The sequence below is a fragment of the Microbacterium altimontanum genome, assembly GCF_058349865.2.
The window spans coordinates 399411-414335 of sequence record NZ_JBYRJB020000004.1 but is presented as its reverse complement, the minus strand read 5'-3'; the positions used below and the strand labels follow the sequence as shown (position 1 = coordinate 414335).

Below are 14925 nucleotides of genomic sequence, written 5' to 3'. Positions count from 1 at the left end.
CAGCCGCCGACACGGCGGACGCTGGGGGCACTGGATGACTCAGGGTTACTCGGCCTGGCGGAGGCGGAGCTTGTCTTCGTTGATCTCGTGGAGCGCGATCGTCAGCGGCTTGTCCTCGACCGTGGAGTCGACGAGCGGCCCGACGTTGTCGAAGAGGTTGCCCTCGTGCAGGTCGGAGTAGTAGTCGTTGATCTGCCGCGCCCGCTTGGATGCGTAGATGACGAGCTGGTACTTGGAGTCGACCTTGTCGAGCAGATTGTCGATGGGCGGGTCGATGATGCCCTGGTTGCTACCGGCCATGGGAAACCTCCTGGTTAAGTCCTGTGCTCGTCATTCTACCCGGCGCGCGTGCGGCTTCACTGTGCGAGCGATGCGACCTCGGCCGCGGCGCGCGCCACGTCGTCGTTGACGACGCGGTAGTCGAACTCCGCCTGCGCCGCGAGCTCCGTCCTCGCGGTGCGCAGGCGCCGGGCACGCTCTTCGTCGTCTTCCGTGCCCCGCCCGACGAGGCGGTTCACCAGCTCGTCCCAGCTGGGCGGGAGCAGGAACACCAGCGTGGCCGACGGATCCGCGGCGTGGACCTGCCGGGCGCCCTGCAGGTCGATCTCGAGGAGGACCGTGCGTCCGGCGGCCATCGCGTCCTCGATCGGGCGCCGCGGAGTGCCGTAGCGGTGCTTGTTGTGCACGGTGGCGTGCTCGAGGAGTTCGCCGTCGGCGACCATGCGGTCGAACTCGGCGTCGTCGACGAAGAAGTAGTGCTCGCCGTCCACCTCCCCGGGCCGGGGAGACCGTGTCGTGGCAGAGACGGACAGGAGGATCTCCGGGTGCGCGGCCCTGATCTGGGCCGCGACGGTGCCCTTGCCGACGGCGGTCGGACCGGCGAGCACGAGCAGCCGGCTGCGCTGCGACCGCGGTTCGGGCTGGGGGAAGCGGCCGTCCAGCCAGCTGCCGAGCGCACGCAGCTGCCGCACACCCAGTCCGCCCAGCCGCTTGACCGGCGAGATCTCCAGCTCGGCGAGGATGCGGTCGCGCTTTCCCTCGCCGATCGCGGGGAGGGCCGTGAGGAACTCGGTGACGCGCAGCGTGCCGGCCGCCGAGGAGGTGTCGGCGCGGGCCCGGCGCACGACTTCCTGAGGCGAGGCGACGCGGGTGGCGATGTCGCGCTTGAGGCTCGCCCGGGCGCGCCGGGCCGCGATCGCCTTCTGCGACGCGGCGACCCGGTCGACCTCGGGGGGATGCTGTGCGTCGACCACGGTTCATGCCTCCAGTTCGCTGTGGTGGTTCGAGATCGCCTCGACCAGGCCGTCCGGTCCTGCGGAGAGGATGCTGCGGCTCGCGCTCGCGAGCACGTGCGGCGTGAGCGCACCGAACAGCGCGGAACAGTCTGCCAGCTGCGCCCCCTGATGTCCGAAACCCGGAGCGAGAAGGGGCATCCCCTCGAGCAGGTCGTCGGTGAGGCCGAACGCCGTCCGGTCGACCGTCGCGCCCACGACGAGCCCGATGCTGCGCCATCCGTCGCCCGAGTCCTCGAAGGAGCGCACCGACCCCGCGACCTCGGCCGCGACCGGCCGGACGTCGGCGTCGACCGCCTGCTGCAGCAGCGCCGCCTCCGGGTTGCTCGTGGCGGCGAGCACGAACACGCCCTTGTCGTTCGCCAGGGCGAGCTCGGCCGTCTCGCGCAGCGTGCCGACGCCGAGGTACGGGCTCACGGTGACGGCGTCGGCCTCGAGGGGAGCCCCGGGAGCCAGCCATGCCTCGGCGTAGGCGCGCATCGTCGAGCCGATGTCGCCGCGCTTGGCGTCGGCGAGCACGAGCAGCCCCGCGTCGCGGGCGGCACGGATGACGTCCTCGAGCGCCGCGAGCCCGGCCGCGCCGAAGCGCTCGAAGAACGCGACCTGCGGCTTCACGACCGCGACGCGGCCCGCGGCCGCCTCGACCACGCGCAGCCCGAACGTGCGCGCGGCGTCGGCCGACGCATCCAGCCCCCACGCCCGCAGCAGCTCGCCGTGCGGGTCGATGCCGACGCACAGACCACCGTGCGCCGCGAGCCCGGCGCGCAGTCGCGCGCCGAACGAGCTCACGCCGGCACCGCCCGGTCGGCGGCGTACTCCTGCAGGCTGCGGACGCCGAACCCGTCGCCGGTGGCGTCGAGCGCGGTCACGGCGGCGCCGAGCGTGGCGATCGTCGTGAACAGCGCCTTGTCCGCGGCGACGGCCGTGGCGCGGATCTCGTAGCCGTCGGCGCGCGCCGACATGCCGCTCGGGGTGTTCACGACGATGTCGATCGCGCCCTGGTCGATGAGGTCGACGACGGTCGGCTGCCCGTCGGCCGCGCCGTCGCTGTACTTGCGCACCACCGTCACCTCGATGCCGTTGCGGCTCAGGATCTCGGCGGTGCCCTCGGTGGCCAGGAGCGTATAGCCCATCTGTTGGAGGCGGTGGGCGGGCAGGATCACGGCGCGCTTGTCGTCGTCGGCCACCGAGATGAAGACGGTGCCCTGGCGCGGGATGCCGCCGTACGCCGCCGCCTGGCTCTTGGCGAACGCGGTCGGGAAGTCGCGGTCGAAGCCCATGACCTCCCCGGTCGAGCGCATCTCAGGGCCGAGCACCGAGTCTACGGTCTTGCCCTCGGCGGTGCGGAAGCGCTTGAACGGGAGCACCGCCTCCTTGACCGCGACCGGCGCGTCCATCGGCACCGTGGAGCCGTCGCCGGCGGCCGGAAGCATGCCCTCGGCGCGCAGCTCGGCGATCGTGGCGCCGGCCATGATGCGGGCGGCGGCCTTCGCGAGCGGCGTTCCCAGGGCCTTCGAGACGAACGGCACCGTGCGGCTGGCACGCGGGTTGGCCTCGATGACGTACAGCACCCCGGCCGAGACGGCGAACTGCACGTTGAGCAGTCCCCGCACGCCGACGCCCGCGGCGATGCCGCGCGTCGCGTCGCGCACGCGGTCGATCTCGGTGCGACCGAGGCTCATCGGCGGCAGGGCGCAGCTCGAGTCGCCGGAGTGGATGCCGGCCTCCTCGAGGTGCTCCATGATCCCGCCGATGTAGAGCTCCTCACCGTCGTAGAGGGCGTCGACGTCGATCTCCACGGCGTCGTCGAGGAAGCGGTCGACGAGCAGCGGCTTTCCCTCCCCGATGATCGCCTGATCGCCGATCCGCACGAAGTAGTCGCGGAGGCTGGGCGTGTCGTAGACGATCTCCATGCCCCGGCCGCCGAGCACGAAGCTCGGCCGCACCAGCACCGGGTAGCCGATCTCCTCGGCGACCGCGACGGCGCCCGCCTCGTCGACGGAGGTGCCGTGACGCGGCGCGACGAGCCCCGCCGCGTCGAGGATTCCGCTGAACAGGCCGCGCTCCTCGGCGAGGTCGATCGCCTCGGGGCTCGTGCCGAGGATCGTGTACCCGGCGTCCTCGATGCCCTTCGCGAGGCCCAGGGGCGTCTGGCCGCCGAGCTGGCAGATCACGCCGAGGATCTCCCCCGACGCCGACTCGGCGTGCAGCACCTCGAGTACGTCTTCGAGGGTGAGCGGCTCGAAGTAGAGGCGGTCGCTGGTGTCGTAGTCGGTCGAGACCGTCTCGGGGTTGCAGTTGACCATGATCGTCTCGAAGCCGGCGTCGGCCAGCGCGAACGACGCGTGCACGCAGGAGTAGTCGAACTCCACGCCCTGCCCGATCCGGTTCGGCCCCGAGCCGATGATGACGACCTTCGTCCGGTCGGAGGCCTCCACCTCGGTCTCGGCGTCATAGCTCGAGTAGTGATACGGCGTGAGGGCCGGGAACTCCCCCGCGCACGTGTCGACGGTCTTGTAGACGGGCCGCACGTCGAGCCCGTGGCGGACGCCGCGCACCTCTGCCTCGTCGAGACCCCGCAGCTGGGCGATCTGTGCGTCGCTGAAGCCGTGCTCCTTCGCGAGGCGCAGAGTAGCGGCATCCAGTTCGCCGGCGGCGCGCACCGCGTCGGCGACCTCGTTGATGAGCGCGATCTGGTCGAGGAACCAGGGGTCCATCGCCGTCGCGTCGAAGAGCTGCTCGACGGTCGCGCCGAAGCGCAGCGCCTGCTGGATGAGGATGATCCGGCCGTCGGTCGGGGTCTTCGCCTGTTCGATGAGCTCGTCGACGGAACGCGTCTGGTCGCCCCAGTGGAAGCTCGAGCCGCGCTTCTCCAGCGACCGCAGCGCCTTCTGCAGCGCGGTCGTGTAGTTGCGCCCGATCGCCATCGCCTCGCCCACCGACTTCATCGTGGTCGTCAGGGTCGTGTCGGCCGCGGGGAACTTCTCGAAGTTGAACCGCGGCACCTTCACGACGACGTAGTCGAGCGTGGGCTCGAAGCTCGCCGGGGTCACCCGCGTGATGTCGTTCGGGATCTCGTCGAGCCGGTAGCCGATCGCGAGCTTCGCGGCGATCTTCGCGATCGGGAAGCCGGTGGCCTTCGACGCGAGCGCCGACGAGCGCGACACGCGCGGGTTCATCTCGATCACGATGATGCGGCCGGTGGCGGGGTCGACGGCGAACTGGATGTTGCAGCCCCCCGTGTCCACGCCCACGCGGCGGATGATCTCGATACCGATGTCGCGCAGCTTCTGGTACTCGCGGTCGGTCAGCGTCAGCGCCGGGGCGACGGTGATGGAGTCACCGGTGTGCACGCCGACCGGGTCGACGTTCTCGATGGAGCAGACCACGACGGTGTTGTCGGCGCCGTCGCGCATGAGCTCGAGCTCGTACTCCTTCCAGCCGAGGATCGACTCCTCCAGGAGCACTTCGTTCGTCGGCGAGTCGTGCAGCCCGGCGCCGCCGATGCGGCGGAGGTCCTCCTCGTCGTAGGCGAAGCCCGAGCCGAGTCCGCCCATCGTGAAGCTCGGCCGCACGACGAGCGGGTAGCCGAGCTTCTCGGCTCCGGCGAGCAGCTCGTCCATCGTGTGGCAGATCACGCTGGCCGCGACATCCGCCCCCGCCTCGAGCACGAGCTCCTTGAAGATCTGCCGGTTCTCGCCCTTCTCGATCGCGTCGGGCTTGGCGCCGATGAGCTCGACGTCGTACTTGGCGAGGATGCCCTGCTCGTGCAGCGCCATCGCGGCGTTCAGCGCCGTCTGGCCGCCGAGGGTGGGCAGGATCGCGTCGGGCTTCTCCTTCGCGATGATCGTCTCGATGACCTCGGGGGTGATCGGCTCGATGTACGTCGCGTCGGCGAAGTCGGGGTCGGTCATGATCGTGGCCGGATTGGAGTTGACCAGGATGACCCGCACGCCCTCGGCGCGCAGCACGCGGCACGCCTGGGTGCCGGAGTAGTCGAACTCGCAGGCCTGGCCGATGACGATCGGGCCGGACCCGATGACGAGGACGGAGCGGATGTCGTCGCGCTTGGGCATCAGTTGTTGTCCTTGTTCTCGAGGTGCGCGATGACCATCTCGCGGAAGCGGTCGAAGAGGTAGTTGGCGTCATGCGGACCGCCCGCGGCTTCGGGGTGGTACTGCACCGAGAAGGCGGGGATGTCGAGGGCGCGCAGTCCCTCGACGACGCTGTCGTTCAGGCCGACGTGGCTGACCTCGACACGGCCGTAGCCGGCGGGGCTCTCGACCGGTCCGTCGAGCGGCGCGTCGACGGCGAAGCCGTGGTTGTGCGCGGTGATCTCGACGCGGCCCGTGTGCTTGTCGAGCACGGGCTGATTGATGCCGCGGTGGCCGAACGGCAGCTTGTAGGTGCCGAATCCGAGAGCGCGGCCGAGCAGCTGGTTGCCGAAGCAGATGCCGAAGAACGGCGTGCGGTCGTCGAGCACGCGGCGCAGCAGCGTCACCTGCTCGTCGGCGGTGGCGGGGTCGCCGGGGCCGTTGGAGTAGAACACCGCGTCGACGCCGGCATCCCGGATCTGCTCGTACGTCGCGTCGTGCGGCAGCACGTGCACGTCGAAGCCGCGGGCGGCGAGGTTCTCGATACTCGCCTGCTTGATCCCGAGGTCGATCAGCGCGACGGCGCCGATACGCTCTCCCCGCGCCGGGACGACGGACGCCTCGGCCACCGACACGGCGGCCGACAGGTTCCGGCCGGCCATCGCGGGCGCTTCGCGCACGATGCGCACCTGCTCGTCGGGGTCGAGCGCGGCGGCGTCGCCGGAGAAGATCCCGCCGCGCATGCTTCCGGCGGAGCGGATGTGGCGGGTCACCGCGCGGGTGTCGACGCCGCTGATGCCGACGATGCCGTCCTCGACGAGCGCGTCGTCGAGCGACGTGTTCGCCCGCCAGTTCGACACGACGCGGGACGGGTCGCGCACGATGTAGCCGGCGACCCAGATGCGCCGCGATTCGGGGTCTTCGTCGTTCATGCCGGTGTTGCCGATGTGCGGCGCGGTCTGCAGCACGATCTGGCCGGCGTACGAGGGGTCGGTGAGGGTCTCCTGGTACCCGGTCATCCCGGTCGAGAAGACGACTTCGCCGAGGGAGGTGCCGCGCGCGCCGTAGGCGCGGCCGCGGTGGCGCGTGCCGTCCTCGAGGACGAGCACGGCGGGGTCGGTGTTCACAGTCATGCGGCGGATCCTGTCCGGTGGTTCGTGATGAGGGTGCGGATGTCGTCGGCCAGGGTCTTGGCGGAGACGTCCTGCGGTCTGAGATAGGTGTCGACGGTCGTGCCGGGGTCGGTGCGCCAGGTGAGCCTGACGAGTCCGTCCCTCTCCACGACGCGGTCGATCGCGACGGTGGCCTGGCCGACGTCGTCGATGCGCTCGGCGGGCACGACGAGGCGGTCCTGGCCGGGAAGGTCGAGCGCCACGCCGGCGTCGGCCACCGTGATCACGGCGCGCGAACGGAAGCGCAGTCCCGGTGCGGCGATGCGCTGCAGCGGCTCCCCGGCGCGGGTGGTGGCGACGTACAGTCCCTCGTGCACGGCGATCACGTCGGCGCCGTCGGGCAGCGCGCGCGTGCCGGTGAGCGGCTGGGCGTCGCGCCTGGTTCGTCGGATCCAACCCCACGCCATGAGCGCGATCAGCACCACCGCGAGGGCGACGACGATGAGCACGGAGGTCTGCTGGTTCATGCGCGGCCCTCCGCCCCGTCGTCGATCGTGACACGGCCGCCGTGCACCGTCCACCGGACGCTGCCGGGCAGTTCCCGCCCGAGGTACGGCGAGTTGTCGCTCCGGCCGTGCAGGTCGACAGAGGTGAAGGCGCCGCCCGCCTCCGGGTCGTAGAACGTGAGCTCGGCGGGCTCTCCGGCCTCGATGGGCCTGCCGTGCCCGGCGAGGCGGCCGATGCGGGCCGGGGTTCGCGACATGACGCGGGCGACGTCCGCCCAGTCGAGAAGCCCGGTGGAGACCATGGCGGCGTGCACGACGCGCAGCGCCGATTCGAGCCCGACCATCCCGTTGGCGGCGGCCTGCCATTCGCAGGACTTCGCCTCGGCCGGGTGCGGTGCGTGGTCGGTCGCGACGATGTCGATCGTCCCGTCGGCGAGTCCTTCGCGCACCGCCTGCACGTCCTCGCGACGGCGCAGCGGCGGGTTCACCTTGTACCGCGCGTCGTAGCCGCGCACGAGCTCCTCGTCGAGGAGGAGGTGGTGCGGCGTGACCTCGGCCGTGACGGCGATGCCGCGCTTCTTCGCCCAGCGGATGATGTCGACCGAGCCCGCCGTGGACAGGTGGCAGACGTGCAGCCGCGAGCCGACGTGCTCGGCGAGGAGCACGTCGCGGGCGATGATCGACTCCTCGGCCACGGCGGGCCAGCCGGCGAGGCCGAGCTCGGCGGATACCGTGCCTTCGTTCATCTGCGCGCCCTCGGTGAGCCGGGGGTCCTGCGCATGCTGCGCGATCACACCGTCGAACGCCTTCACGTACTCGAGCGCCCGGCGCATGATGAGCGGGTCCCAGACGCAGAACCCGTCGTCGCTGAACACCCGCACCCGGGCACGGGACGAGGCCATGGCGCCGAGTTCGGCGAGCCGCTCGCCCTTCTGCCCGACGGTCACGGCGCCGATGGGCTGCACCGTCACGAGGCCGGCGGCCTCGCCGAGGGCCAGCTCCTGCTCCACGACGCCCGCGGTGTCGGCGACGGGCGAGGTGTTCGGCATCGCGAACACGGCGGTGTAACCGCCCGCGGCCGCGGCCTTCGAGCCGGTGAGGACCGTCTCGGACGCTTCGTAGCCGGGTTCGCGCAGATGCGTGTGGAGGTCGACGAGCCCGGGCAGGGCGATGAGACCGTCGGCGTCGACGACGCGGGCGCCGGCGTGCGAGAGCCCCGTGCCGGTCTCGGTGATGCGCCCGTCGGCAATCAGGATGTCGGCCGGGTCGCCGCCGTCGATGCGCGCGCCGCGGAACAGGAGGACCTCGGTCATCGTGCGTCCTCCTTCTGCGTCTGTCCGCCGGTGGACGCATCGACGCTCCGCTCCCCCGCCAGCAGCAGGTAGAGCGCAGCCATGCGCACCGACACTCCATTGGTCACCTGGTCGCGCACGGTTGACCGGGGCGAGTCCGCTGCCTGCGCGCAGATCTCCAAGCCACGGTTCATGGGACCGGGATGCATGACCATCGTACTCTCCGGCAGCGCGGCGAACCGTTCCGGGTCGAGACCCCAGCTGCGGGAATACTCCCGTTCGTTCGGGAAATACGCGGCGTGCATGCGCTCCGCCTGGATGCGCAGCATCATGAGCGCGTCGGGGCCGGCGGCGACCGCCTCGTCGAGGTCGTACCCGACCTGCACCGGCCAGGCCGAGACATCCTGCGGCACCAGCGTCGGCGGTGCGACGAGCGTCACCTGGGCGCCGAGGGTGTGCAGCAGCCAGACGTTGGAGCGTGCGACGCGCGAGTGCAGGATGTCGCCGACGATCGTCACACGCATCCCGTCGAGGTCGCGGCCCCGGCTGTCGGCGCCGTAGCGCCGCTTGCGCATCGTGAACGCGTCGAGGAGCGCCTGAGTGGGGTGCTCGTGGGTGCCGTCGCCCGCGTTCACGACGCCGGCGCTGATCCAGCCGCTCGTGGCGAGCGTGCGCGGTGCGCCGGAGGCGCCGTGCCGGATCACGACGGCGTCGGCGGCCATCGCCTGCAGGGTCTGCGCCGTGTCCTGCAGCGACTCGCCCTTCGAGACCGACGAGCCCTTCGCCGAGAAGTTGATGACGTCGGCGGACAGGCGCTTCGCGGCCGCCTCGAACGAGATGCGCGTGCGTGTGGAGTCCTCGAAGAAGAGGTTCACGACGGTCTTGCCGCGCAGCGTCGGCAGCTTCTTGACCTCGCGCTGCTGCGTGTCGGCCATGTCTTCGGCGACATCGAGGATCTGCAGGGCGTCATCGCGGCCGAGGGTCTTGGTGTCGAGGAGGTGCCTCATGACTCGATCGTCACCTCTTCGGCGCCGTCGATCTCGGCGAGGCGCACGTTCACCCGCTCCTCCCGCGAGCTCGGCAGGTTCTTGCCGACGAAGTCGGGCCGGATCGGCAGCTCGCGGTGGCCGCGGTCGACGAGGATCGCCAGCCGGACGGCCGCGGGCCGGCCGATGTCCTGGAGCGCGTCGAGGGCGGCGCGGATGCTCCGACCGGAGAAGAGCACGTCGTCGACGAGCACGACCGTCTTCCCGTCGATGCCGCCCGACGGGATCTGCGTCGGCTGCGGCGCGCGGGTGGGATGCCGGTGCAGGTCGTCCCGGTACATCGTCACGTCGAGCGCCCCGACCGGGACGTCGGCTCCGGCGACCTTGGCGACGAGCGTCGCCAGACGCTGCGCCAGGGTGACGCCGCGGGTCGGGATGCCGAGGATGACGAGGTCGTGCGCGCCCTTGTTCGACTCCAGGATCTCGTGCGAGATCCGCGTCAATGCGCGCGATATATCGGCGTCGTACAGCACGGTGCGCGTGCTCATCGCCGCTCCCTTCTCCGCCTCACGGGACGGGGTTAAAGGTTGCTTGCCCGATCAGTCTACCGGGCGGCGGCGCCTCAGCCGGCCGGACGCAGCGCCTCCTCGGAGACCGGGCACTGCTCGGAGCGGATCGGGTGACCCTGCGTCGTGAGACAGCGGCCGGTGGCGAGGTCCCACTTCCAGTCGTGCATGCTGCAGGTGAGCACGCCGTCCTCGATCTTGCCGGTCTTCGAGAGGTCGGCGCGCAGGTGGGGACAGCGGCGCTGCACCATCCATTCGCCCAGCTGCACGTCTTCGCTCGTGTCGCTCTGCTCCGAGTACCAGTTCTCCACGTACTCGATGCGGTCGTTCGACAGGCACTTGAAGAACGTGTAGATGAACTCGTTGAACTTGCCCTTGCGTCCCGCGGTGAACTGCATCGACAGGAAGATCGAGTTCGACCAGTCGATCTCGTGGTCGCGGATGTTCGTCGAGACCAGGTCGGCGGGGATGGTGTACCAGAACTCGCAGTCCTCGCCGGCGTACTCGCGCACCTTCGCCTTCGGGAAGTCGACGACGAGATCGAGTTCGCCGATCGTCATGCGGACCGGCCCCCCGACGCCCAGCCGGATCGTGCGCGACTTGCGCAGGAGCGGCTCCCACCATGCCTTCAGCTCGGCGAGCATCTCGGCGGGCTGGAGCACGGCGGCGCGGGATGCCTCTTCGTCGCGCAGCTCCTGCTGGCGGCTTGCGCGCTGCTCCTCGAGGTAGCTCAACTTGTCGTGGAACATCCGGTCGATCTCGGCATCGGTGTACAGCGTCTGGGTGATCGAGATCTCACCGTCGTTCAGGTCGACCTGCGTTCCCGGGACGAAGAGGTAGCCCTTCTGCTCCGGTCGCTCGAGGGCCATGTGCTCGAGGAACTGCGCCTGGTCGGTGAAGATCGCGTCGTCCTGCTGCCCCCAGCCGTTGAACCGGAACAGCTCGTCGCGCAGGAACATGGGCGGCCCCGCCATGGGGAACACGTGCTCGGCGTCGACCTTCTCGATGTAGTACATCGCCCGCTTGTTCTGCGCGTCGCGCTTGAGGCGGGCGAAGTTCTGCTTCGCCTCCTGCGGCAGGTCGTAGACCATCGGCCACCAGATGGCGCCGGAGGTCTGCGTGAAGTACGCCTGCGGCTTCGAGAAGCCGAGCAGCTTCTCGAGGTCGAGCGGGTGCGAGTCGTTCTGGTTCAGGACGCTGGCGGTGCCGTCGTCGACCGAGAGCGACGAGTCGCCGATCGGACCGTCGCTCGGCGCGCGCAGCGGGGTGATCATGAGCTTCAGCGCACCGAACTCCAGCGGTACACCCGCCTGCGTGTAGACGATGTTGGTGTAGCCCAGGCGTCGGATGTCGTCTTCGAGGTCGTCGGTCGGATAGTCGGGCAGCAGCACCGGGATGTCCTTGCGGATGTACCGCTGTAAGAGCAGCGGATCGAAGTGATCGCGGTGGCGGTGCGAGATGTACAGGAAGTCGGCGTTGCCGAAGCGCTCCCAGTCGAGCCCGCGGTTGTCGGGGAACGGGAACCACGAGCCGTAGAAGCTCGGCCCGATGACGGGGTCGCAGATGATGCTGCCGCCGGCGGTCTCGATGAACATTCCCGCGTGGCCGAGGCCGGTGATCCGCATGAAACTCCTCCAGGATGACTCGACCCACGAGTCTACGCGGCACCGAGTCGGGGCATCCTGGGGAACGCCGTGACGATCCCGGTCAGTCGAAGAGCTCGCGGATGTCGTCGGCCGTGAGCGTCTGCGCGAACAGATCGTCGTCGTCCATCACGGACCGGAACAGCCGGGCCTTGCGCTGCTGCAGGGCGAGCACCTTCTCCTCGATCGTGCCGGTCGCGATCATCCGGTACACGAAGACGCTGCGGGTCTGGCCGATCCGGTGCGTGCGGTCGATGGCCTGCGACTCCGCGGCCGGGTTCCACCAGGGATCGAGGAGGAACACGTAGTCGGCCTCCGTGAGCGTGAGACCGAACCCGCCGGCCTTCAGGCTCACCAGGAACACGGGGGCGTCGCCGGAGCGGAACGCGTCGATGACGTCGGCTCGGCGCCGCGTGGACCCGTCGAGGTACTCGTGGGCGATGCCCGCCGCGGCGAGCCGGTCGGCGGCGAGCTGCAGGAACGACGTGAACTGGCTGAAGACGAGGCAGCGGTGGCCCTCGCTCGCAAGCTCCGCGACATGCTCGACGAGTGCGTCGAGCTTCGCCGACGGAACGCGGGCGTCGGTCTCGTCGATGAGCACCGGGGCGAGGCTGAGCAGGCGGAGCATCGTCAGCGAGCGGAACACGATGAAGCGATTGCGGTCGAGGTCCTCCAGCAGACCGAGCACCTTCTGCCGCTCGCGCTGCAGCACGGTGTCGTAGATCGCGCGGTGCGCCGGGGTCAGCTCGATCGGGAGGATCTGCTCCTGCTTGGGCGGCAGCTCGGTCGCGACGCGCTCCTTCGTGCGCCGGAGCATGAGGGGCCGCACGCGGCGGCGCAATCGGCCCAGCCGCGCGGCGCGGAAGGGCGCGCCCTCCTGGTTCTCGGGGACCTTGCCCTTCTCGATCGGGCCGATGTACTCCTCCCGGAAGCGGCGCGCCGACGGGAACAGCCCCGGCGACGCGAGGGAGAGCAGGGCCCAGAGCTCGGTGAGCGTGTTCTCCAGCGGCGTGCCGGTGATCGCGTACACCGCGTCGGCCCTGAGACTCTTCGCGGCCTGGTGGAGCTTCGTCGCAGGATTCTTCACGAACTGCGCCTCGTCGAGGACGACGGCCGCCCAGTCGACGTCGGCGAACTCGGCTTCGTCGAGGCGCAGCAGGGTGTACGACGTGACGATCACGTCTGCCGCGACCGGGAGCGCGCCGCGGCGCGCCCGGGTCGCGTCGACGATCTGCACGTCGAGGTCGGGCGTGAACCGCTCGGCTTCGCTGTGCCACGTGGGAAGAACGGAGGTCGGGGCGACCACGAGGACCGGCCGCTGCTCGCCCGCCTCACGCAGGTGGGCGAGCAGCGCAAGGGCCTGCAGCGTCTTTCCGAGCCCCATGTCGTCGGCGAGGATGCCGCCCAGGCGGTGCCGCCACAGGAACGCGAGCCAGTCGAACCCGCTCTGCTGGTAGGGGCGCAGCGTCGCGTGCAGGCCCGCGGGCGCCGGAGTCGGCTCGATGCGGTCGACGTCGCGGAGGCCGTCGGCGAGGGCCCGCCAGGACCCCGCGGGTTCTGACACGTCGGCGAGATCCTCGAAGTCCTCCCAGAGCGTCGTCTGGTAGCGGCTGATGCGCGGCCCGGTCTCCCATTCGGCGAGATCGGCCGATTCGTCGATCAGTTCGCGCAGCCGGTCGAGGGCCGGGTGCGCGAGCGAGAAGTACGACCCGTCGACGAGGAGCAGCTTCGCGCGGCGCTTCGCGAGGGCGGTGAACAGCGGTTCGAACGGGATGCGTCGGCCGTCGATCGTCACGACGACGCCGAGATCGAACCAGTCGGGGTCGGTGCTCTCCACCGTCGAGACGGTGATCTCCGGGTCGCCGGTGAGCTCCCGGTAGGCGCGCGGGCGGCCCTTGGTCACCACCCGGATGCCCTCGAGTCCCTTCAGCGCCGGGACGGTGCGCGCGACGAACTCGGCGGCCTCGATGCCGCGCAGCGACGAGTGCGGCTCGAGCGGGACGGCGGCGGTATCGTGCCACACGTGCGCCAGCCGGGCGCGGACCGCGCTCTCCGCCTCCGCGTCGCGGTCGGGCGACCCGTCGGCGTCGAAGGGATGCCGCTGTCCGTCGGGGTACGACCACTCGACGTGGTAGTCGACGACCTCCCGGGGACGGAACTGGACGGTGAACTCGAGCACGGGCGGTGCGGGATCGGGGATGCGGATGCCGTCGTCCGCGACGATCTCGCAGCGGCGGGAGAGCCGGGGAAGCCCGACGCGGAGGAACTCCTCGGCCTCGCCCGGCGGCACGACGAGGCCTTCGGGGGTCGCCAGGACTGCGACGAGCGGCTCGCTCAGCGGCGCTTCGGCGAGGGTGAGCGCGATCGTGCCGCGTGCGACGTCCCAGGTATACAGGCCGGTGCGTCCGACCGTGCGCACGTGCGCCGGCTCCCGCTCGCGTCCGTCGACGACGACGCGCGGTGTCAGCGCCAGTCCGCCGGCGGGTTCACGCGAGAGCACCAGTGTGGCCGCCGCATCCGTCGCCAGCTGCACGCGCTGCCCCTTGCCTGCGGCGACGATCTCGACGCCGAGCCCTGCTGCCGTGCGCAGGTGCGGCCAGAGCAGCGTCGAGGCGACGACGTCGAGCGTGAGCCACTCGGACGCATCGGGGAACGCACCGAGCGACCGCACGTCGTGCGCGATGCTGTGCAGCTCGAGCAGCCACCGCACGTGGGTCTGGTCGAAGCGATGGCCGTATCGGCGGAGGCCGTCCCACGACACGTCGCCCTTGATCCAGCTTCCGGTGGCCCGGCTGCGCGCGAGCGGGCGCAGCCCGACGAGCAGCTCGCCGCCGGCCGTGGCGGTGCCCCGCGGGGTGGCGGTCTCCACCCGGCGCGGGGCCCATTGCGCGAGCCCGCCGGAGTGCCGGTGCCGCAGTTCGACGCCGAGCGCGAGCGGTGCGCCGGCGTCGGACGTGCGGGCCGCCGAAGCCGACAGCAGGTCGCGCCAGGAGGCGTTCACGGCCGAGACGTCAGGACGAGCGGGCGATGCGGGCGAGCACTCCGTGCACGAACGCGCCGGATTCGTCGGTGGAGAACTCCTTCGCGAGCTCCACCGCCTCGTCGATCGCGACGGCGGCGGGGACCTCATCGTTGAAGAGGATCTCCCACGAGGCGATGCGCAGCAGCGCGCGGTCGACGGCGGGCATGCGGGCGAGCGACCAGTCCTTCGCGAATGTGGTGATCTGCTCGTCGATCTCCTCGCGGTTGTCGATGATGCCGTCGACGATCTCCCGGGCGTACAGCCACGACGCCTCGCGGGCGGGCTCGTTCGCCGCGCGCTTGGCCTCGGCGGCGAGGATCGTCGCGATCTCGTCGCCGCGGACGTCGGACTGGAACAGGATGTCGAGCGCGCGTTTGCGCGCCTTCGTGCGTGCGCTCATGGCTGCCGGCGG

General features: G+C 70.7%; 12 protein-coding genes. All 12 read right to left on the bottom strand.

The window, feature by feature from the left end:
* Window positions 1-45 precede the first annotated feature (45 nt).
* Window positions 46-300: a DNA-directed RNA polymerase subunit omega gene (gene rpoZ, locus AC3RX1_RS09420; protein ID WP_491500968.1), complete on the bottom strand. Its 255-nt coding sequence runs from the start codon at window positions 298-300 to the stop codon at window positions 46-48.
* A gap of 56 nt (window positions 301-356) precedes the next feature.
* Complete coding sequence (gmk, locus tag AC3RX1_RS09415; RefSeq protein ID WP_491500967.1) at window positions 357-1253, bottom strand: guanylate kinase; 897 nt, start codon at window positions 1251-1253, stop codon at window positions 357-359.
* Window positions 1254-1256: 3 nt separating this feature from the next.
* A complete protein-coding gene (pyrF, locus tag AC3RX1_RS09410) occupies window positions 1257-2081 on the bottom strand; it encodes an orotidine-5'-phosphate decarboxylase (RefSeq protein ID WP_491500966.1) in 825 nt (274 codons plus the stop codon).
* Window positions 2078-5368: a carbamoyl-phosphate synthase large subunit gene (carB, locus tag AC3RX1_RS09405; protein ID WP_491500965.1), complete on the bottom strand. Its 3291-nt coding sequence runs from the start codon at window positions 5366-5368 to the stop codon at window positions 2078-2080. The genes pyrF and carB overlap by 4 nt, the downstream gene beginning before the upstream one ends.
* On the bottom strand, window positions 5368-6519 hold the full coding sequence (gene carA / locus AC3RX1_RS09400) for a glutamine-hydrolyzing carbamoyl-phosphate synthase small subunit (protein WP_491500964.1): 1152 nt from the start codon (window positions 6517-6519) through the stop codon (window positions 5368-5370). The genes carB and carA overlap by 1 nt, the downstream gene beginning before the upstream one ends.
* Window positions 6516-7025: a PH-like domain-containing protein gene (locus AC3RX1_RS09395; protein ID WP_491500963.1), complete on the bottom strand. Its 510-nt coding sequence runs from the start codon at window positions 7023-7025 to the stop codon at window positions 6516-6518. The genes carA and AC3RX1_RS09395 overlap by 4 nt, the downstream gene beginning before the upstream one ends.
* Window positions 7022-8317 carry a dihydroorotase gene (locus AC3RX1_RS09390; RefSeq protein WP_491500962.1) on the bottom strand — a complete coding sequence of 432 codons (1296 nt, stop codon included), beginning with the start codon at window positions 8315-8317 and terminating at the stop codon, window positions 7022-7024. The genes AC3RX1_RS09395 and AC3RX1_RS09390 overlap by 4 nt, the downstream gene beginning before the upstream one ends.
* Entirely contained in the window at window positions 8314-9303 is a 990-nt protein-coding gene (locus AC3RX1_RS09385; RefSeq protein WP_491500961.1) for an aspartate carbamoyltransferase catalytic subunit, read from the bottom strand. The genes AC3RX1_RS09390 and AC3RX1_RS09385 overlap by 4 nt, the downstream gene beginning before the upstream one ends.
* Window positions 9300-9830 (bottom strand): bifunctional pyr operon transcriptional regulator/uracil phosphoribosyltransferase PyrR, encoded by a 531-nt coding sequence (pyrR, locus tag AC3RX1_RS09380; RefSeq protein WP_491500960.1) that lies wholly within the window; start codon window positions 9828-9830, stop codon window positions 9300-9302. Before pyrR ends, AC3RX1_RS09385 begins: the two co-directional genes overlap by 4 nt.
* 74 nt (window positions 9831-9904) lie before the next feature.
* Window positions 9905-11473 carry a Rieske 2Fe-2S domain-containing protein gene (locus AC3RX1_RS09375; protein WP_491500959.1) on the bottom strand — a complete coding sequence of 523 codons (1569 nt, stop codon included), beginning with the start codon at window positions 11471-11473 and terminating at the stop codon, window positions 9905-9907.
* Between the two features lie 82 nt (window positions 11474-11555).
* On the bottom strand, window positions 11556-14492 hold the full coding sequence (locus AC3RX1_RS09370) for a DEAD/DEAH box helicase (RefSeq protein ID WP_491500958.1): 2937 nt from the start codon (window positions 14490-14492) through the stop codon (window positions 11556-11558).
* Window positions 14493-14502: 10 nt separating this feature from the next.
* Window positions 14503-14913, bottom strand: coding sequence for a transcription antitermination factor NusB (gene nusB, locus AC3RX1_RS09365; protein ID WP_491500957.1), 411 nt, complete (start codon window positions 14911-14913; stop codon window positions 14503-14505).
* Between the last annotated feature and the right edge of the window lie 12 nt (window positions 14914-14925).

What these genes read in the sequence shown, in the direction of transcription:
- AC3RX1_RS09375 (WP_491500959.1), bottom strand. Translation starts at nt 11,473, where the DNA reads ATGCGGATCACCGGCCTCGGCCACGCGGGAATGTTCATCGAGACCGCC.
- AC3RX1_RS09385 (WP_491500961.1), bottom strand. Translation starts at nt 9,303, where the DNA reads ATGAGGCACCTCCTCGACACCAAGACCCTCGGCCGCGATGACGCCCTG.
- nusB (WP_491500957.1), bottom strand. Translation starts at nt 14,913, where the DNA reads ATGAGCGCACGCACGAAGGCGCGCAAACGCGCGCTCGACATCCTGTTC.
- rpoZ (WP_491500968.1), bottom strand. Translation starts at nt 300, where the DNA reads ATGGCCGGTAGCAACCAGGGCATCATCGACCCGCCCATCGACAATCTG.
- pyrR (WP_491500960.1), bottom strand. Translation starts at nt 9,830, where the DNA reads ATGAGCACGCGCACCGTGCTGTACGACGCCGATATATCGCGCGCATTG.
- AC3RX1_RS09390 (WP_491500962.1), bottom strand. Translation starts at nt 8,317, where the DNA reads ATGACCGAGGTCCTCCTGTTCCGCGGCGCGCGCATCGACGGCGGCGAC.
- AC3RX1_RS09395 (WP_491500963.1), bottom strand. Translation starts at nt 7,025, where the DNA reads ATGAACCAGCAGACCTCCGTGCTCATCGTCGTCGCCCTCGCGGTGGTG.
- carA (WP_491500964.1), bottom strand. Translation starts at nt 6,519, where the DNA reads ATGACTGTGAACACCGACCCCGCCGTGCTCGTCCTCGAGGACGGCACG.
- carB (WP_491500965.1), bottom strand. Translation starts at nt 5,368, where the DNA reads ATGCCCAAGCGCGACGACATCCGCTCCGTCCTCGTCATCGGGTCCGGC.